The sequence below is a fragment of the Gordonia sp. NPDC062954 genome (assembly GCF_044543825.1).
In the GTDB taxonomy this organism is placed as follows: Bacteria; Actinomycetota; Actinomycetes; order Mycobacteriales; family Mycobacteriaceae; genus Gordonia; species Gordonia tangerina.
Map to the genome: position 1 here is coordinate 1 of NZ_JBITWL010000034.1, position 19,274 is coordinate 19,274.

At 68.0% G+C, this 19,274-nt stretch carries 15 protein-coding genes; 11 read left to right on the top strand and 4 right to left on the bottom strand.

Annotated features, from left to right (window positions below):
- Positions 1-54 precede the first annotated feature (54 nt).
- The 9 genes from ACIGKQ_RS22885 to ACIGKQ_RS22925 all read left to right on the top strand — a co-directional run bounded on the left by ACIGKQ_RS22885 (position 55) and on the right by ACIGKQ_RS22925 (position 10,187).
- Positions 55-303 carry a DUF4913 domain-containing protein gene (locus ACIGKQ_RS22885; RefSeq protein WP_396575030.1) on the top strand — a complete coding sequence of 83 codons (249 nt, stop codon included), beginning with the start codon at positions 55-57 and terminating at the stop codon, positions 301-303.
- A 230-nt stretch (positions 304-533) separates the two neighbouring features.
- Positions 534-827 carry a hypothetical protein gene (locus ACIGKQ_RS22890; RefSeq protein WP_139319389.1) on the top strand — a complete coding sequence of 98 codons (294 nt, stop codon included), beginning with the start codon at positions 534-536 and terminating at the stop codon, positions 825-827.
- 3 nt (positions 828-830) lie between these two features.
- Positions 831-1,346, top strand: a complete 516-nt coding sequence (locus ACIGKQ_RS22895) for a hypothetical protein (RefSeq protein ID WP_139319390.1) — start codon at positions 831-833, stop codon at positions 1,344-1,346.
- A gap of 312 nt (positions 1,347-1,658) precedes the next feature.
- On the top strand, positions 1,659-2,243 hold the full coding sequence (locus ACIGKQ_RS22900; RefSeq protein WP_075862455.1) for a hypothetical protein: 585 nt from the start codon (positions 1,659-1,661) through the stop codon (positions 2,241-2,243).
- A 122-nt stretch (positions 2,244-2,365) separates the two neighbouring features.
- Positions 2,366-8,011 carry a DEAD/DEAH box helicase family protein gene (locus ACIGKQ_RS22905; protein WP_258325152.1) on the top strand — a complete coding sequence of 1,882 codons (5,646 nt, stop codon included), beginning with the start codon at positions 2,366-2,368 and terminating at the stop codon, positions 8,009-8,011.
- A gap of 334 nt (positions 8,012-8,345) precedes the next feature.
- A complete protein-coding gene (locus ACIGKQ_RS22910; protein ID WP_075862456.1) occupies positions 8,346-8,762 on the top strand; it encodes a hypothetical protein in 417 nt (138 codons plus the stop codon).
- 196 nt (positions 8,763-8,958) lie between these two features.
- Positions 8,959-9,390 carry a hypothetical protein gene (locus ACIGKQ_RS22915; RefSeq protein WP_139319391.1) on the top strand — a complete coding sequence of 144 codons (432 nt, stop codon included), beginning with the start codon at positions 8,959-8,961 and terminating at the stop codon, positions 9,388-9,390.
- A 25-nt stretch (positions 9,391-9,415) separates the two neighbouring features.
- Positions 9,416-9,805 carry a PLD nuclease N-terminal domain-containing protein gene (locus ACIGKQ_RS22920; protein ID WP_075862498.1) on the top strand — a complete coding sequence of 130 codons (390 nt, stop codon included), beginning with the start codon at positions 9,416-9,418 and terminating at the stop codon, positions 9,803-9,805.
- A gap of 64 nt (positions 9,806-9,869) precedes the next feature.
- The gene (locus ACIGKQ_RS22925) at positions 9,870-10,187 is read left to right on the top strand and encodes a hypothetical protein (protein ID WP_075862458.1); all 318 of its coding nucleotides are present in this window, start codon (positions 9,870-9,872) and stop codon (positions 10,185-10,187) included.
- A gap of 38 nt (positions 10,188-10,225) precedes the next feature.
- Here ACIGKQ_RS22925 and ACIGKQ_RS22930 read toward each other — a convergent pair whose 3' ends face one another.
- The 4 genes from ACIGKQ_RS22930 to ACIGKQ_RS22945 form a co-directional block, all read right to left on the bottom strand.
- A complete protein-coding gene (locus ACIGKQ_RS22930; RefSeq protein WP_075862459.1) occupies positions 10,226-10,468 on the bottom strand; it encodes a recombinase family protein in 243 nt (80 codons plus the stop codon).
- Positions 10,465-10,680 carry a hypothetical protein gene (locus tag ACIGKQ_RS22935; RefSeq protein ID WP_075862460.1) on the bottom strand — a complete coding sequence of 72 codons (216 nt, stop codon included), beginning with the start codon at positions 10,678-10,680 and terminating at the stop codon, positions 10,465-10,467. Before ACIGKQ_RS22935 ends, ACIGKQ_RS22930 begins: the two co-directional genes overlap by 4 nt.
- A 692-nt stretch (positions 10,681-11,372) precedes the next feature.
- Complete coding sequence (gene mobF / locus ACIGKQ_RS22940) at positions 11,373-17,585, bottom strand: MobF family relaxase (RefSeq protein ID WP_396575031.1); 6,213 nt, start codon at positions 17,583-17,585, stop codon at positions 11,373-11,375.
- A 5-nt stretch (positions 17,586-17,590) separates the two neighbouring features.
- Positions 17,591-17,932, bottom strand: coding sequence for a hypothetical protein (locus ACIGKQ_RS22945; RefSeq protein ID WP_262338810.1), 342 nt, complete (start codon positions 17,930-17,932; stop codon positions 17,591-17,593).
- A gap of 258 nt (positions 17,933-18,190) precedes the next feature.
- Between ACIGKQ_RS22945 and ACIGKQ_RS22950 the strand changes: the two genes are divergently transcribed.
- Positions 18,191-18,670 carry a hypothetical protein gene (locus ACIGKQ_RS22950; RefSeq protein ID WP_139319392.1) on the top strand — a complete coding sequence of 160 codons (480 nt, stop codon included), beginning with the start codon at positions 18,191-18,193 and terminating at the stop codon, positions 18,668-18,670.
- Between the two features lie 17 nt (positions 18,671-18,687).
- Positions 18,688-19,263 (top strand): hypothetical protein, encoded by a 576-nt coding sequence (locus ACIGKQ_RS22955; RefSeq protein WP_075862465.1) that lies wholly within the window; start codon positions 18,688-18,690, stop codon positions 19,261-19,263.
- Positions 19,264-19,274: the final 11 nt, after the last annotated feature.

The window sequence follows — 19,274 nt, forward strand, 5'->3', positions numbered from 1 at the left end:
TCTGTCACCCGTCAACTACGAAAACCGTTACAGTGCTACACTGTTGACCGCTGCATGAATCCCACCCAGTGTCCAAGATTCGGGGTTAAGGCCGCCGCCCGCCTGAGCGAAGACCCCGCCGCACTGTCGTCGTGGTGGACCGCCCACCTCGACGCCCACTGGCGAACACTCACCGCCGAAAACGGTCCGCTGTATCTGTGCACCCCCGAAAAACACACCACCACAGACACACTCACCGACGCGAGCACTCCACCACCGCCCGGATGGTTCGACCCACCCGCCGACCACACCACCGCCGCGTAACACGACGAGACGAGCCAGCCATGCCACCAACACCACTAGTGCACTGGGCGCTCGTCGGCTGCTTCGTGCTGCTGATGGTCGGAGCCATCACCGGCGTCATCGTCGTCACCAAAGCCGCACTGCGTCAACGCCGCCCACCCCCCAGACACCACCACAGACCTGATCACGACGGAGCACACCATGACGACTGACCGACACCTCCACATCACCGCGTCCGAAGGAGACCCATCGTGATCGCCATCCCTCTCGCATCGTTTCCTGGTCCAGCGATGGGACCCGGCTGGCAGCCCTACCGACGGTCGGTGTCGTCGACCTTCCTTGCCAACATCGGCATCGCGGCGGTCATCGTCGGTCTGTTCCTCGCGATTCGCGACCTCTGGACCTCCGACGGGGGCGAACAGGTGTGGTCGTGGCTACACACACTCGCCGAGGACCGCGCCGCTGCGGGCACTGACGACGGCCACCGGGATGGCCAGATGATCGGCGAGTCGATCGAGTCCGACGGCCACCTGCGGGGTGAATGAGCGATGGCGACACAGGTTGTCGGCGGCCGGTATCGCATGGCCAGCCAGCCAGTGGCGTTGCTGGTGGCAGCGCTGATCGGCGTCACATCAGTCGCAGGCTGCGCGGCCGGTGATAGGGGCAGGTCATCGTCGCCCCAGACCGTGGGGTGCACCCAGACCGCGGTCGCCCTGGCTGAGCGGTTGCAAGAGCAGTATCCGCAGACCGAAGTATCGGTACGCCCGACCACCGATACCAGCCCACCAGCTGACCGCGGCCGCGTGGTGCTAGTCGGGATCAACAACTGGGCCACCGATGCCGGCCGCGCTCTCGGTGCCCGCATCGCTACCGCAGTGCAGCGCGACGCCGCCGTCAACCGCGTCGAGTACGTGCTGTTCAACCGCACCTACTGGCCGGGCGACCCGACCGTGCATCCGCGAGCGCAACCGATGGAAGACCGCGGCAGCCCAATCGCCAACCACGCCACGCACGTACGGATCACCACCCAGCCCGCACCGTTGGTCGAGTGCCCTGATGCCTAATCCCGGCGACGGCGAGGACCCGCCGTGAGATGACTCAGGCCCTGACAGGTGCTGGACACACCTGCCAGGGCACTGATCGGCCAGAGATCGAGCCTCTGACCAGTGAGAAACGATAGCCACCCACCCTCGCCCCGGCGCAGTCCGGGCCGGGAGTGGACCTCACTTTGGTAGGAGCTCGACGCATGGCACGCAACGCCACCCCTGAGGACAACGCCCCCAATCTGTTCGATCTGCTCGCCGACACCGACCCATCCGGGCAGCGGATGTCGGCACCGCAGAGCACTATGGATACCCACACCGAGGAGGACACCGATGTTTCACGATCTGCGCACGGCACTGACCGAGCGGTACGCCCAGGAACTGACGCAGATGGACCGCACGCAGTTCGAGGACTTCCTGACCGCGGAAGTGACCCGGCTGCAGGCCGAGATCGCTCAGACGCAGTCACAGACGGAACTGGCGACGATCGCGGCGTGGAAGGACCAGCACGGGGGCAAGGACCCGGACGTGCTGACGACGCAGCGGCTGTATCAGCAGGCCCGGTACTCGGCGGAGGAGACGGTGCTGGCGACGTTGTGGGAGGGATTCAGCAGTCCCGAGGACGACGACCAGCCGGACGACGAGCCGAACCCGGACACGATGACCGGGATGCAGCGGTGGCTGACGGCGTGGGCGATCGAGGCGACCCCGGAGACCGAACGACTGACCGAGCAGGTGTGGCCGGAGCAGACGCCGCGGTTTCAGGTGTGGGCCGAACAGCTGCTGCAAGCACGTCTGACCGACGGACTGCCGGTGCCCGACGGGCCGGAACATCCGCTGGTTCCCGAGCTGACCGCGATGGTGGCCGCAGCGCTGGCCGATCAGGATCGCGCCGACGCCGAGCCCGCGCGGAGGTAGTCGACGACGGCCAGGGACTGCTGTTTGAGTCGCTGGACGATCTGCGGATCCCGACTGACCCCGCCGTCGTCGACCCAGGCGGCACGCCGCTGCCGCCGAAGGCCGACGACGCGCTGCCGCAGGTGCCGCAGTCCGAGACGGGGTTGCCGCTGACCGCGTGGGCGAGCACCCGAGTCGCCCCGGCACGCCGCCCGGACGGCTCGGTCGTCTACGTCAAGGCCGACCATGTGGTGGCCGGCCTCGAACCCGACCCCACCCCCGACTCGGACACACCGGAACCGGAGCCGTCGAGCTCCGCGGCCATCGACGAGACCACCACGTCTATAGCTGCTGATGTGGGGCCTGCAACCCGGTTCACGCATCCGGGGACGGTGCTGGTGCCGTCTGGTGCCAAGTCGCGTGCTCGCGCCAACATCGCCGCACTCGAGGTCCTCATCGAGACAGCGCGCACCGGACGCCCGGCGACAGCGGCCGAGCACGAGGTCCTGGCGCGGTGGTCGGGGTGGGGTGCCGCGGCCGACATCTTCGACGAGTCCAAGTCGGAGTGGGCACCCGAACGTGACCAGTTGCGTGTCCTGTTGGATTCGGAGCAGTGGCGCCAAGCGAAGGCCTCCACGCTCAACGCCCACTACACCGATCCCGCGATCGCTCAGACGATGTGGTCGGCGATGAGTCGCGCTGGGTTTGACGAGGGACTGGTCCTCGAACCCGGCTGCGGCAGCGGCACGTTCATCGGTCTCGCCCCGCCCGGCGCACAGATGGTGGGGGTGGAGCTCGACCCGACGACCGCTCAGATCGCCCATCTGCTCTACCCCGACGCCCAAGTACGGTTGGAGGGTTTCGAGACCACCCGCGTCCCGGACGGCTCGTTCGCCGCGGTGATCGGCAACGTCCCGTTCGGCGGGTTCACGGTGCACGACCCGATCCACAATCCGGCCCGCCACCGCATCCACAACCACTTCCTTCTCAAGTCGCTCAACCTCACCGCCCCCGGCGGCTACGTCATGGCGATCACCACCGCCGGGACCTTAGACGCGGCCTCGGACAAGGCGCGCCGCGACATGCACGCCGTCGCCGACCTCGTCGGCGCGGTGCGGTTGCCCTCGACCGCATTCGAACGGGTCGCCGGCACCCAGGTCGTCACCGACGTCTTGGTGTTCCGCCGCCGCGAGTCCGACGCCGCCGCACCCGCGGACGCCGACTGGCTGCATTCTGACCTCGTCGCCCTCCCTGACCGGACCGGCGAGACCACCGAGATTGGGGTGAACCGCTACTTCACCACCCACCCCGAGCATGTGCTGGGCACGATGCGTGTCGATCGCGGGCTCTACCGCGACGGGATGCTCGTCGTGGCCGCCGACCCCGGCAACGATGTCGCCGCCGACCTCGACGACCGACTGACCAACATCGTCGACGCCGCACTGGAACGCGGCGACGGACTGTTCCTCGCCGACGACACCGCCACAGCCGGGATGGAGTTCACCGCCGGCGCCCTGGACACCGACGCCCTCTACGGCGAGGACATCCCGATCGGGCACGTCAGCTACGACGAGACCACCGGGGTGTTCACCCGCCGCGGGATCGACGGCGACGAGCCAATGAAGGTGCCCGCGACCCGCACCACCGAGACCCGACACCTGTTGCGGCTGCGTGACCTGTTCGCGGCCACAATCGCCGCCCAACGCACCCAGAGCAGCCGCGCAGAGCGTGACGCGCTGCGCGCGGACCTCAACGAGGTCTACGACGCCTACCTCAACACCTACGGCCCGGTGAACCGGGCGAAGCTGGTGGGCGGCAAGGAACGCACCGCCGAGGAAGCCGCGAAGAAGTTCGTAGAACTCGAAGGCAAGTGGCGGACCGCCAATCGCGACGCCGACGGCGCCGACTATCCCGGCCCCCTGCCCGAGGATGTGGCGGCCGAGCTCGATGAGAAGGCATGGCAGGTCAGCGCACCCTCGCGGCGCCAAACCCATCTCGAGGCGGTCCGCGCCGACCCGGGGATGGCCGGCGTGCTGGCGTTGGAACGCTACGACGACCAGACCGGCACAGTCAGCAAGACCGCGGTGTTCTCCCGCGACGTCGTCGTCGCGCCGGTCCCGGTGTCACGCGCGGACACCCCGGCCGAAGCCGTCGCGATCAGTCTCGGTGAACGCGGCCGAGTCGATCTCGACCGCGTCGCCGAACTGCTCGACCAACCCGCCGCCCAAGCGCGCGAGTCGATCCGTGGGCTGGTCTACGCCGATCCAGACATGCCCGAAGATCTGATACCCGCGCCCACAGCGTTGTCGGGCAACGTGCGCGCCAAACACGCCCGCGCCGCCGAAGCCGCCCGCGCCGATCCCGGTAACCGGGACTGGGCAGAGCTAACACAAGCACTGGCGCAGGTGATTCCGGACGACAAGCAACCCTCCCAGATCGGGTCAGTCAAACTCGGACCGACTTGGATCGAGCCGCGCGACTACGAAGCGTTCGTGCGCGAAACCTTCGGCGCCACGAGTGCCCGAGTGACGCGCGCGGCCGGTTCGTGGGGCGTCGAGGTGCCACCTGACGAACGCAACAGCGCGCTGATGCGCACCGAGTACGGCGCCGACAATGCGGACAGGAAGAACAAGGCGCTCGATGCGATCGACATCACCGAAATGCTGCTCAACCAACGGTCGATCGTGGTCAAGAACTCAGGGCCGGCGCAGGAAGAGGGGGCACCAGAAGTCGATGCCCAGGCCACCATCCTCGCCCAGGTCCAAGCAGAGAAGATCACCACCGAGTTCCGGTCGTGGCTGTGGTCGGATGATGAGCGCCGCGACCGCCTCGTCGCCGAATGGAACCGCCGCTTCAACACCTGGGTCCGCCCCGAACACGACGGATCACGGCTGGCACTGCCCGGTCTGTCCCCGGTATTCGAGCCGCACCCCTACCAACGCGATGCGGTAGCGCGGATTCTCGCCGAGCCGACGGTGCTGCTCGATCACGTGGTCGGCGCTGGCAAGACCGGCACGATGTTCATGTCGGCGATGGAGCTCAAACGCCGCGGCCTGGTGAATCAGCCGTGGATCGTGGTGCCCACCCACCTCATCGAGCAGTTCGGCCGAGAAGTGAAGATGTGGTACCCCGCGGCCAACGTGCTCGTGGGGCGCAAAGGAATGTCACCTGAAGACCGCCGCGTGTTCGCCGCCCAGACCGCGACCAGCGACTGGGACATGGTCATCATCCCAGCCTCGGTGTTCTCCGCGATCCGGGTCCACCCGCAACGCCGTGTCGACTACATCGCCGGCCAGCTCGCCGAACTCGACGCCGAATTGTCTGCGAGCGCAGGCGACATGACCCAGGCGACCGTCAAGAAGATCGAACGCGCCAAGAAACAGCTCCAGAAACGACTCGACGCCGCGACCGATCAGGCCAAGAAGGACCACGGGGTGTTGTTCGAAGACACCGGCGCGGACTATCTGTTCGTCGACGAGGCCCACGAGTACAAAAACAAGGGCCGCCAGTGCGCGATCGACTCGCTGTCACTGACCGGGTCGAACAAGGCCGAGGACCTGTCGATGAAGCTGGACTACCTGCGTGAACGCCGCCAACACCAGGCGGTCGCGGCCGGGCGGGTCATCACCCCGGGCGCTGAGCGGGTCGCGACGTTCGCCACCGGCACCCCGATCGCGAACTCACTCGCCGAGTCGTGGGTGATGCAGCAATACCTACGCCCGGATGTGCTGGAGGCGGCCGGGGTCCGCTCGATCACCGACTGGGCGGCGTCGTTCACCGCGACCCGCTCCGAGACGATCCCCAACGCCACCGGCACCAAACTGCGTGTCGTGTCGAAGGTGTCGGCGTTCGCCAACCCCAAAGAGATGTTCGCCATGGCCGCCCAGTACACCGACGTCGTTGTCCGTGAACAGGTCCCAGCCAATCTGCCCACCCATGACGGGCGGCAGATCATCACCAGCACACCCGGTCAGGAGCGGCGCGATTTCATCGCCGACCTGGACTATCGGGCCGACAATCTCGACCCGCGACGCGCCGACATCGACAACGTGCTCAAGATCCTCAACGACGGCCGCAACGTTGCGCTCGACCCGGCGCTGGCCAACCTCGACCCGGATCCGGGAAACACCCGCGCCGATGCCGTGGCCGAACAGGTCGCCCGCATCTACCACGCAAACGCCGACAACGAATACCTCACCGAGGAAGGGGAGCGGTCCCCGATCCGCGGGGCGTTGCAGCTAGTGTTCTGTGATCGCGGCACCCCGCGGCCCGACGGCCCGTCGGTGTACTCAAACCTCAAAGACCTTCTCGTCGAGCAGTATCAGGTGCCCGCGGAGAAGATCGCGTTCATCCACGACGCCAAGTCGCCGTCGCAGAAACTGGCGTTGCAGGCCGACTGCCGCGCTGGTCGGATCGCTGTGCTGGTCGGGTCGACCTCGAAGATGGGTACCGGCATGAACGTCCAAGGTCGCCTCATCGGTCTGCACCACATGGACGTACCGTGGCGGCCCGCCGATCTCGAGCAACGCGAAGGCCGGATCATCCGCCAGGGCAACCAGAATCCGCGGATCGAAATTCTGAACTACGTCACCGCAGGCACCACCGACACCGTCATGTGGTCGAAAGTCGAGTCCAAGGCGGCGTTCATCGAACAGGCCAAACGCGGCCAACTCGACGACGTCACCGAAGTCGACGACATCGCCGACGACTCACTGTCCGAAGCGGCTGCGGCGACCAAAGCCGCCGCGACCGGCGACGAACGGTTCCTCGAAATGGCCACCCTGGAAGACGAGGTGAAAAGCCTGTCCGCACTGGCCAGCGCCCACGCCGACTCCCGCTCCCACGCGCGACGCGTCGTGGCCGCCGCCGACCGGGCCATCCCACGGCTGGAAGACAACATCGCCAAGCTCGACGTTCTGCTGGCCGGTCACCAGGAGTGGATTGATGCCGGCAAGGAGTTCGTCGTCACCGGGGCCCGTCCTCTATCGAAGCGTCCGGAGCGGTCCGAGGCGCTGTTGTCGCGGGTGACCGCGGTCTACCACGAGCTCAAAGGTGCCGGCGTGAAGCATGCCATGCCGATCGCGTCGATACCGTCAGGGCTTCAGGCGCACGTCTCGCGCGAGTTCGCCCAGGACAAGGTCCACGTGTGGCTCGATTGTCCTGGGCGACCAGGGTTCACCCTCGACGCCTCCCAGGTGTTCACCACTGCCGAGCGGCGCACCGCGACCGCGTCGGGGCTCGCCACCCGTCTGGAGAACCTGTACACGGGCCTCGACGACACCCGTGCTCAACTGGTCGCCGACATCGCCAGCTACCGCCGCGAAGTCGAGGTGAACGCTCCGCGTATCGACGCACCGTTCACCCGGGCGGATGAGTTGCAGACCAAGCAGGTTCGGCTACGACAACTGCGGATGGAGATCGAACGGGCCCAACAGTCCGAGGAAGCGGTCGCCGCCCGCCAGGCTGCCGAGGAACGGATGCGTAGTGCCGGTCGTGAACCCGGCTGGAGTCTGGAACTCAACCCGACACCGGTCATGGTCGAAGAAGCAGGACTCGACCATGCCGACGAGTACATCGCCGTGATGAAGCGCTCCCACCAACGCCAAGCGGAGCTTTACCAGGCCGAGAAGGAGGCCACCACAGCAGAACCGGGAATCGGGACACTGCTCGCCGACACCCGACCCCCACCAGAGGCAGAACGCACAGAGAACACCGGATCACAGCCCCCGCCCCACGACCCACTCGATAACGGGACACAGCCCCAACGCGACCCGGACCTGGACCTGTGAGGCGACAGGGACGTTCACCGCGCGCAGACGGAGGCGATGGCAGGTGCGAGCTCGCTGTCGCACCCCCGATGCGGTTGTCGGCCCGGCCGGAGCTGATCTCGAGCAGGCCGCCTCGGACATGACTCGACGACAAGGGGCAACCGCTCACAAGAACCGGCCGCGTCAAGATCACCAGGTCCCCAGGAGCACAAGCCCACCCCGCAGCGGTGACCCACCGGACAGGCGTGGCTCGCCACGCGCGACCAGCATCGCCTGTCCCGGGTTCGTGATAGAAGCGAACCGCCACACCCGCGCACCCATCACCAGCAACCGACACCGAACAGGACGTGACTTCATGCTTTTGCAAACAGCTCGACTCTCCACCGCCGTCAAGACCATCGTCGCCGGACTTCTCATCACCGCCGGCCTCGCCACTGGTCTCGGCCTCGGTAGTGGGCAAGCGCACGCGAAGATCGACGACGGCCGATATAAGTACCAGCTGGTCATGTACGGCGTCATCCCATACCCGGAGTCCAACGCGCGGGTGATCGGCAACCGTCTGTTCCAAGACATCTACGGCGTCGGACCGTGGAATGCCACCAACAGCCACATCACCCAGACCCGCAACGGCGGCATCGTCTCGATCGCCGGTGACCCAGTCGCGCACTGGTACTCCCGCGTCGAACTACGCAAGACACCACACGGCTACAAAGGTGTTCTGTTCGCCGGCGGCGTCCCCACCGGCGACGTCTACCTACGTAAAGTCCGCTGACCACACAAAGGGTCGCGCAGGAACTGCCTGCGCGACCCTTTGCCGTTCGGGCGATCGGACGGACCGACGCTGTCGAGCGGGCGGTGCTGGTCAACAGTGACGTTCACCGCGTTGCGAACTGAGGCGTCGACGGGGTGGACGTCCTGGCACTACCATTCGCGATGGCAAAGGTTGGGGTTATGAAAGGGAATACACGATGCTGACGAGGTCGGGGATACGCGCGGGGGTGGCGGGTGCGGCGCTCAGTCTCGCGGTAGCTACCGGTGGGGCGGTGCTGTCCAGTCCGCCGGCGCAGGCCGCGCGGATCGTCGAGACGTCGCAACCGGGTGTGGTGGTGATCGAACTCAGCCACGCCGACACCGTGACCGCCGCCCACCTCGGCGCCGGCCGGGTCATCAACGCCCTACTGGGCAACGACTACTGGGGCGTCATCCTCGAAACCGACTCCCGCTATCGCGCCAGGGCGTACTACCGTCCGGAAAAGGCCGCCAGCTGGAATGACGTGACCGGTCACCAGGTCATCTCCGAGGCCGCCGCCCACCCGGGCGGGAGGGTCGTAATCGCGGTCTACATTGACCGAACCAGGAGCCTGAACGGGCATCCGCTGTGGATACAGCAGGTGTGGTGACCGACGTGAAGAAGAGGGAGTGGACGTGCCGTATCTCGGGTTGATCTACCTGGTGATCCTGGTGATCGCACTGATCGACATCATCAACACCGACGACGCCGCCGTGCGCGGGCTACCCAAATTCGCCTGGGTAATCCTGGTGGTGATGCTGCCGTTGGTCGGTGCGCTGGTGTGGCTGGCGGTCGGACGTCCCGTGGGCGATGAACGACCACACCGGCAGCATTCGGGTGCGGCCAGCGAGTTCCCGGAATACGACCACCCCGGCCGCTACATCCCGCAAGACCCCGAGGCAGACCGAGAGTTCCTCCGGCAGGTGCGCGATCGCGCCGAACAACAACGCCAGACCGCCCGCGAACAGCAACGAGCCGCCGACCGATCTGACCGCCCAGACGACGATCGTCCACTATCGCAATAGCAGTCAGCAGAAGTGTTTTCGTCGACCGTCAACTACGACCGCACACGATAAGGGGCACCATCTGATGTTCGACCGCACGCCACCACCGGTCCTCACCGACGGCGGGGATTGGTGGCTGCTTGTAGACGTGACGAGCGGGTTTGCAACCGGTGCGGTAGAGACCACGACCTGCTATTGCAAAGTGCTGCAATGGGAGCGCTGCGTCGACGCCGACCGCGAACCAGCGTTGGTGGGCTGGTTGAGTGGGAAGCTGCGTCCTGTGCGCGCCGACAGAATTCCGACTGACACTCCTGTCTCCCCGGGACATTATGTTCGCCTCACCAGGGAAGACATTGACGGCCTAGTGCAGGCAGGCAAATGGAAGACCATCGACATCTGGTAGCACCGCCGGGGAGAGCCCCGGCCGGGACCTCACTGCCGCTACATCTCAGACCCTGCTGGACGCGCGTACTTCCGCACGTGCACCGTGCCTAGGAGCCGCCAGACATGCTGGCGAGTCCAGTCCGTCCCGCCGGAGGGCGTCGGGACGCCGGCGTGGTTGAGGCGGTCGGCAATCTGCTGGTCGCTGTAACCGCGTGCGTGCCAGTCTGCGATCGCCTGGGCAGTGGAGGGTGAGCACAGCGGTGGCCGCCCGACCGGACGTCGGGATGTGGTTGTGGTCATGACCGCGGCTCGCCGTTGTCTCCGCGTCCCAGGACGCGAACGGTGTGGAGTAGATCGGCCAGGACGAGCCGTGCGTGCTCGCGTTGGGCCGGATCGGAGCTCCATAGCGCGGTGCAGGTAGCCGAGAACACGATCGCGCCTGCGATGACGACAGTGACGGCGGCGAAGATGAAAACCGCAGTGGGCGAGAACGAGATGTTGAGTGACGACACGAGGTCTGTCTCCTTGGAAGAAGGGGACAGCGCAACGCGCCTACAGACACCGGGTTAGGCGGCTAGGTGCACGATGCAAGGTCCCACGAGGGTAATCGGCTGGGAAACCTCGTGGGATGTGGGTCCGCGAACCACTCGCGGCTGGGTGGCCACTTCGTGACCGGGCGCCCGTGGACGGGAATTGCGGTGCTGCAAAAGAGTTTTAAGCGCGAGCGCAACTGAGACAGCGAAAAGCCAAGCGGAGTGCTCGCGGGCGGCCCGGACCGCCGCCAGACCGTCGGTGAAGGATTTCGGTCCCCGGACAGCGCGCCGTTGCAGAAACGCACTGCACGCTGCGCCAATAGCCCGTCGTCGCTCGATCAACGACGACCAGAATTGTTCGATCGTGCCCAGCGAGGCGGTCAGGCCTCGCAGCGACGAAGCTAGGCGTTGCTGCGTGCCCATTAGTGCCGTGACCTGCCCATAGTCGAGCGATGCGAACGGTTGGGGTGTGACTTGGGCTAGGCCGAAGCGCTCTAGCGGAACCTTCGGCATCATTCGGCGGACGACCTCGGCGTTCTGCTCAACCATCCTCCGCATGGAGGGGCTGAGGTGAGCCGAGGTCGTCATGGCACCTAGTTTAGTTCGACCTTCCGAGTGTTCGGTATTTCAGAGACCGCCGAACCTTCCTGCGCGCCAACCAGGTGGGCATGTTAGTCGCCGATGCCGTGGTCGTGGCCTCGATGCCGCTCCGGCGGTAGATCGCGGGGGCGAGGTGTAGAGGACGGCGGTGCGGCTGTCGTGGAGACGTCGCGACCACGCGGCGGTGCGATGAGAGCCCGGATGGTGTCTTCGGCGGCACGGGTTTCGGCCGGAAGCGTATCGCGGCGGGCCACTTCGGCTCGGGCGTGAGCGATGGCAGCGGCGGCGTCGTCACGGTCGTCGATGGCTTTCTGGTGGAGCTGGCGGGCACGGGCGTCGGCATGTTCGGCCGCAGCCAGTTCGCCTGTAAGCGTGGCAGTGTCGGCGGCGCGGGCGGTCAATTCGTCCCACTGGTGTTCGGGAACACCAACCTCTCGCTTGGTCTGTTCGTGGGCTGCGGCGAGGTACTGGTGCTGACGCTCGGCCGCGGCGACCGCCTCAGTGAGGCGCTGGTGGTGCTGGTCGTGTTCGACGCGGGCTTTGCGACCGCGGCCGGCGGGCGGCAGTCCCGCCAGCTCGGCGCGTGCGTCGGTGACGCGGGCGGCGGCGCCGGTGAGCGCATTCCCGGTGGTGCGGGCGGTGGCGATGCGGTCGACGGTGTCGGCGAGTTCGGCGTGCTCGGCGCGCACCCGCGGCGTCCGCTCGGGCGCTGGTCGGCTGGTCCTCAGATCGTCGACGGCGAGGGTGTGGCGGCGGGTGAGGGTGCGCAGGTGCGCGGTGAGCTGGTCGTCGCTCATGACGCGGATGGGGTCCGCGCGGAGCCAGTCGCTTAGCTCGGTGTTAGCCGCCGGTTCGGCGACCGCGGTGGCGGTGGCTTCGGTGGCGGGTTGCGTCGCCGACGGTGTGACCGCGTCGGGGGTAGCGACGGGCGCGGTGGCCGTGGTGGGCATGAGGTAGGTGTCGCGGTGGTGGTGCGCGGTCTGGGTGAGGGCGTGGACGTGGTTGAGGCGGTTGTCGATTCGATAGATGCGGGTGGCGAGGTCGGCGCGGCGGCCGCGCAGGTCCGCGAGGTTGAGTTCGTCGAGTTCGCTGGCTTGCAGGCGCATGAGTTCGACGTCGGTGTCGGTGACGCGGACACCACCGGATTCGGCGATCGCCTCCTCGAGGCGGGTAGTGGCGTCGGCGTAGACGGCGGCGAGGGCGTCGCGGTCGGCGACCGCGGCGGTGACGCGCCAGTCCAGAGCGGTGGCGTCAGCCTCGGCGCGTAGCGCGGCGAGGTCGGGTGCTTCATCGTCGCTGAGGGGGTCGAGGTCGGTGGTGTCGGCGGCGCGGAGCTGGGCGGCGGTGCGGCGCAGGGCGGATGCCTGGTTGGTGAGGTCTTCGATGAGTTGTTCGGCCATCATCAGGTCGTGGTGGTGGCCTGCGGCATCGGCTGCCGCGGCGAACTGGTGATCGGCAGCAGCGCGCAACGCCAGGACATGCGGTGCCATGGCCTGCTGGTGGGCGCTGGTGCCGGCGTTGATCGCCTCACGCAGCTGCGCCAAGTCGGTGCCGAGTTCGGCAAGCTGGGCGGTCAGTTCATAACGCAGCGCAATGCACTCGGCGGGGTCACTCGGCGCGGCGAACCGATCAGGTGCAGCAGCGACGACGTCAGCGGCGAACTCGTCGAAGGCCAGATCCTCGTAGCGGTCGAGGTCGTCCGGATCGAGGACGTCGACGCCAGTGTCCGGCGGCGGTTCGGTGTCGGTGAGCGCGGCGAGGTAGTCCTCGTCGACGGCGGCGAGCTCGTGGTCGACGTCGGCTACGGGGCCACTGGCCTGCGCCCATGGGTCGGACAGTCCGGCGGCTTCGGCTGCTGCTTCGGCGGCGGCTTCGTCTTCAGGGGTGGGCGGTGCCGGCGGTAGTGGGGTGGTGTCGGTGGCGTGGCTGCTGTGGGTGACGAGCAGTTCGACCCGCCAGGTGAGCAGGCGGGCGTACTCGTCGAGCCGCACGGTGTGGTCGTCGTCGGCGCCGTGGTGGAGCAGGGTGTCGGCGAGGTCAAGCAGGTCGTGGGGGGTCCACTGGTCGGGGTCGGCGGCGCTGACCGCGGCCACGAGTGCGGGCCAGGCCCGGTCGGTGAGGATCGCTTCGGCGGCCCGGTCCCCGACGATCCCGACGAGGTGGTCGGCCCAGTTGGGGCGCAGTCCGGTGTTGGCGGCTTCGACGGCGGCGGGCGCCAACTGTCCGGACAGGCGCCACCACAGTGCGGCGGCGGGCATTTCGGTGGGCAGCGGGTTGTCGGCGAGGGCGTCGTGGGCCAGGGCGTGCACGTCGATGCCGGCGCGGGCGGCCAGCGCCAGGTGGTCGGCGAGTTCGGGCCAGTACGGGTCGGCGAGGAGGTGGGGGTCGAGGTCGCGGGCGAGGTCGGCGTAGCGGGCGGCCTCGGCGGTGGTGGTGATGAGCGCGTCGGCGCGCTCGGTCAGCGCGGCGTGGCGCCGTGCCAGGGCGATGGAATCTGGTCGCGGTCCGGCGGGACGCCGGTCGGTGTCGTCGACGTAGCGGGCTGCGCGGAACACGGCGAGTTCGGCGACGAGCTCGCGGCCGCGTTCGGGGTCAGCCAGCAGCAGCGGACGGGCCCATACGGGGGCGGTGGTGGCGTCCCAGGCGGTGGCGCGTTCGGTGACGGCGGCGGCGAGGTCGGTGACGAGGGCGTCGCGGCGGGTGAGGTAGGGCGTCCACTGGGGGTCGTCGAACCCGTCGGGGACCCGCGGCAGCCAGGGCAGGGGCCCGCCGCCTGCGGAGTGTTGTTGGGTGGGGTCCAGTCGCCAGTCGAGCACGGCGGCCGGGTCGGCGGCGGTGGCCAGTTCGCGGTGGGTGATCGCGGCCTGCAGCCGCGCGATCGGGTCGTCGCCACCGAGGGCCAGCGTGGCGAGGTGGGTGCGCAGGGTGGGCCAGGCCGCGCACGCGGTGAGCGTGCCCGCGGGGGTGCCGGTGTGGGTGCTGTAGAGGGCGTCGGCGTCGTGTTCGAGGTCGCGCAGCGCCTTGGCGCCGAGGGTGTGTTCGGCGGCGGCACCGAGGGCGTGGTCGTAGGCGGCCGCGGCGCGGGCCAGGCGCAGGAACGGGTCGGCGGCTTCGCGTTGGGCGGTGGTCGCCGACTGTTGGGCGCCGTCGCGGCCGAGGATCGCCGCCAGGGTTTCCAGCCCCGTTTGGGGGTGGCGGGCCTTGGGGGTGGTGGCGTTGTGTGGGTCGGTTTCGGTGGTGGGCAGGTAGATGTGGTTGCCGTGGCGGCCGCGGGTCATCGCGACGTAGAGCAGCTGGCGGTCTAGGGCGTCGGAGCCGATGACGTGGCAGGTGTCGGCGGTCATGCCCTGGGCGGCGTGGATGGTGGAGGCGTAGCCGAGGGTGGTGTGTTCGGCGACGTAGTCAGCGGGTAGCTGCACGTGCCGGTTGAGGTCGAGGTGCTGGGCGGTGAGGGTGCCGTCGGCGCCGATGTGGGTGACCCGCCACCGGTCGCCGTTGCGGACCCAGTCGGTGGCCGACACGCGTAGGTCGCGGCGGTTGCTGCGGGTGCTGATGATGTCGCCGACGCTGGCCGACAACCCGTCCGACAGCCGCAGTTCTGGCCCGTGCAGGTGTGGGTCGATGGCGGCCAGGCGGTCGGCGCGGGCGCGTTCGTTGAGCGCGTTGACGGTGTCGCGGGTGGCGGCGATCATCACGGTGTCGCGGCCCTGTGCGCGGTCACGTGCCCATGCCCGGTAGGCGTCATCGGCGGCGGCAGCATCGGATTCGATGTGGATGCGGCCGTGGTCGGCGTAGAAACCGAGGGCGGCGGGGTCACCGTCACGCAGCGCCAGCGACGCCGCACCTTCGGCGGCATCGGAGAACCGCACCACTTGGCTCAGGGTGAGTGCGCCGGTCTCGTGCGCGACGTCGCGCAGCACACCGCCGGCCGAGATCGAGGCGAGTTGCTGGTCGTCGCCAACCAGACGCACACTGCCACCGCGGGCGGCCACGCACCGAATGACCTCGTCGAGATCGGCCGTGGAGGCCATCCCGGCTTCGTCGACGACGACGAGGGTGTCGGGGCCGATCTGGGTGTACCAGTCGGGCAGTGTGAGGTTCTGATATGTCGGGTCGGCCAGCGTTTTCTTGGCGGCGGCGACCTTGTTGGCGAGCTCGGGTTTACCGATGGTGCGCCAGCGTGGTGTGGCGGCCAGGGCGCGGGTCTGGGCGAGTTCGCGTTCCGCGGTGGCGAGTTGGACGAGTTTGGCGGCAGTGTCGGTGGTGGTGTCCAGTTCCTCGCGCAGCACCGCCGCGGCGGCAGCGGTGGGGGCCAGGCCGATGAGGGTGCCGCCGCTGTCGGTCCACGCCCGTGCGAGGGTGCGCATGGCGGTGGTCTTACCGGTACCGGCGGGCGCGAGGACCAGTTGCACACGGCGCCCGGAGGTCGCCAGTTCGCGCACCATGGCGGCCTGTCCGGCGTTGAGTTCGCGGCCGTTGGCGGCTTGCTCGAGCAACGCGATGTCGACGGTCGTCTCGTCGAGTCGGCGGCCGTCGAAGCGTTTGGCAGCGGCCACGATGCGGTGTTCGGCGGCGAGGATGTCGGTGCTGGTGTGCAGCGCGACGTCGTGGCGCACAAACACTGATTCGCCGTTCGCGCGACGCAACACCTCGGGTTCGTTGAGGTCGCCGTCGAGGGCGTCAGAGGACACCGCGACGCTGGTGTCGGCGGCCAGTGCGGTGTCGACGATGCGCTCGACCGCGGCGGCGAGTTCGTCGGTGTCGGTGATGCCGGCGAAGTCGCGGGCACGCAGTTGACGTTCGGCTTCGGCACGCAGATGCGGACGCTGCCAGCGGGCGCGCGTGGCCGAGATGTTCTCGATGCAATTGGCGGCGAGCTCGGTGCACAACTCGTCGGTGAACTCCGGGTGCTCGCGAGTACGCGGGCGTGGATGGGTGGCCTCGTGCACGAGGTCGCTGATCGCCCGATCGCCGCCGAGGATGCGTCGCGCATCGGCCCGCCACGCCTGGCGCTGCTCGGCGTAGGAGCGGGGTTCGTGTTTGGCTTCGCGGGTGTCCAGGGTGGCTTGCTGGGCCAGATCGAAGGCCTCACCGGTTGTGGGTTCGCGGCCGTGATCGGCGAGGAACTGCTTGGACAGTTCACCGATTCGTTCCTCGATCACTGCGCGCCGCGACGACCACCGGGCCATCAGTTCGGCGGACACACCGTCGATCTCGCGGACAGGTCGCTTGCGCACATCGGCCGAGAACCGTTCGCTGAACGACACCCCCAAATCGCGTTGGAGGTACAGCTCGATGCGCGAGTTGTACACCTCCGAGGCCGACACGGTGGCCTTGAACAACGGGGTACCGTCCAGGGCCATCCACCGGGTGATCCCGGCGGCGTCGCGCACCCGCACCTTGTTGGAGATGGCGACGTGGGTGTGTAGGTCGGGGTCCCCGGCGCGGGAGTCGCGGTGGGTAAACGCTGCAGCGATCAGACCGTCGGTGTCGACCTGGGCGATGCCGTCGGTTCCCAACCGCGACAGGCACGCTTCGCGCTCGATGAACGCCAGTGCATCAGCGACCGCCTGACGGTGGGCGGCCTCGATCTTCTCAGCCATCGGCAGCGGCGCGACCGCCCACAACGCCGACACCGATTTCACCGGACTGAACGTCATGTCGTAGCCGGCAACCGCCGACTGACGCCGACGGCTTTCCTGCGCGATGAACCCTGAGAGCTCGCGCGAATCCCGCGGCGGCCGACGGTAGGTTTTCGTGAATCGCTCGCGCCCCAACTCGGTGCGCAACGCCGCCCGGGTGTCGTCGTCGATGACCGCATCCCAGCGTTCGCCGCGGGCGAGGTTGTGGTCGCGGAACACCACCGCGAGTTCCTGTAGAAACTCCGGGAATTCGTTGTAGACGGCGTAGGCGTTGCCCAGTTTCGTCGCCGCCAACGCCTGGGCAGCGCGGCAGTCCGAGGAGGCCACGGCGTGCTGCTCGATCGCGGTGGCGTTGGGGTGGCGGCCCTCACCGAACAGTGCCTTCATCTGCGCCGCCGACACAATCGACCCCGCCTCGACGGTGCGCGCCTCGGCGAGCTCATCGGCAACATCCAGGCCCGATCCGACGTCGCTCAGCCCGGCCAGGCCGGACCCGATCCACTGCCCCGGCGAGTCACCTTTGGCGCTGTAGTAGTCGGCCAGAGACACCCGCCCTTTGTCGGTGGCGTCCATCGCCGCAACGGATTTCGTCAGGTACTCATACCCGTCGCCGGCGGTGAGCTTGTGGATGGTTGCGGTCACTCAGGTCACCGCCGGAATGGGCGCAGCTCGTTGGTCCGGGCCACCGCATGGACGCTGGCGCGGTGCGCCCGGACCAGCTCGGCAATGACCCCGCTGGCGACCTCGTCGCCGCCCTCGATCCGCGCCGTCAACCCCGCGAGGAGTTCGGCTGTGGCGGTGGGGGAGTCCAGCACCTGGGCGACTGCATCCTGGGCGGTCATCCCAGTCGCGGCGGGCCGGTCGTGGCGGCGGACCCATGCCGCGCGGCGGCAGTCCGTCGAGCACCAACGGCGCGGCCGTCCGCGTCGCGGCGAGCCGTCTCCGGGCAGCACGCCACCGCAGTGATCGCACGTCCCGGCACCGGCCATGGCTGCATTCTGGCACATTAATTTCGTCGGACGAATCCGGAATGCAAGAGGTGTGTGGGAGTTAAGGGGTTTGGCGTTCGAGGGTGAGGTTGCGTGATGAGGGGTGATCGGGGGTGTTGGTGCAGGTGAGGGCGGGGATGAACGGAATTGGCGGGCGGGAAACGAGGGTGATGGAGAGGGGAGGGACGATGAAATGCTCACGGAGAAGGCGCGTGTGGCGGTGGCGAGAGGGCGTTGGCCGGCGTTATCGTGTCGGGTATGCCGTCGAACAATTCAAAACTCACTGGAAGCCAGGCGCGCGCTGCTGCGCGCAAACGAACCCTTGCCGCGTTGGAAACGCGTCGGGCCGAGGAACGCGCGAAGCTCGAACGCAAACTCGAAGCCGAGTTGCGGGTGATGGAAGCCAACGAGGCCAACATCGCCGAGTTCCTGCGGGCCGACTCCGAACTCGCCGCTGCCGAAGCAGAACTGCGACTGATCACCGAACGATCCACCCACGCGAAAGCCACCGCGCTGGCCGCGATCGCCGAGCGCGTAGGAAGTGTTAGTGGCGCGGCCGAGCTGGTGGAGATCAGCGCAGCCAAAGGTAAAACCTTGCTGCGTGAGGCGGGCCTGTCCGTCGGGACCAAAAAGGTCACCTCGAGTGCGGAGTCGACACCGGCCCCAGCCACACCGGACGCGGCCGCCGATGAGGCGCGCACCGAGCAGCCATCCGATCCCGGGGTGATGTCGGCCTAGCGTTCTACGGTTCGGCCATGAGTGTCGACCCCGACCACGATCAACTCCGTCTGTTCGCGGTGCCGACCGCCCACCTGACGGTCGGCACCACGACGCCGTCGCCGGGTGTGGTCACCGACCCGACACTGATGCCCGATGCTCGCGCCGAGCAACACTTCTGGCAGCACGTCGTCCTCACGCCCCGCGGCTGCTGGTACTGGATCGGCGCGATCAGCTCACCAGACGGCTACGGCCGATTCACCTTCCGCCGCAACAACCGCCAACGGGCGATCAGCGCACACCGTTTCGCGCTGCTGCTGGTACACCCCGACCTGGGCGCCGACGCCGCCGACATCGGCGAGCACTACTGCAACGAACCGCTATGCGTGCGCGTCGATTCCGCACACGTGCGCATCGGCACCCAAACCAACAACCTCACCTACGCCGTCGGTCTCGGCCGCCACCGCGGATCACGACCAACCACCGCCATAGACCGCGCCGCACGCTCGATCATGCTGCGCACCTACCTACGCGACGGCGGCGACCCCGAACAGGCACACCGACTGTTCCAACCCGTGCCGTCCACACCCGCCGACCAGCTCGGCCTGTTCTGACACCGACCTCC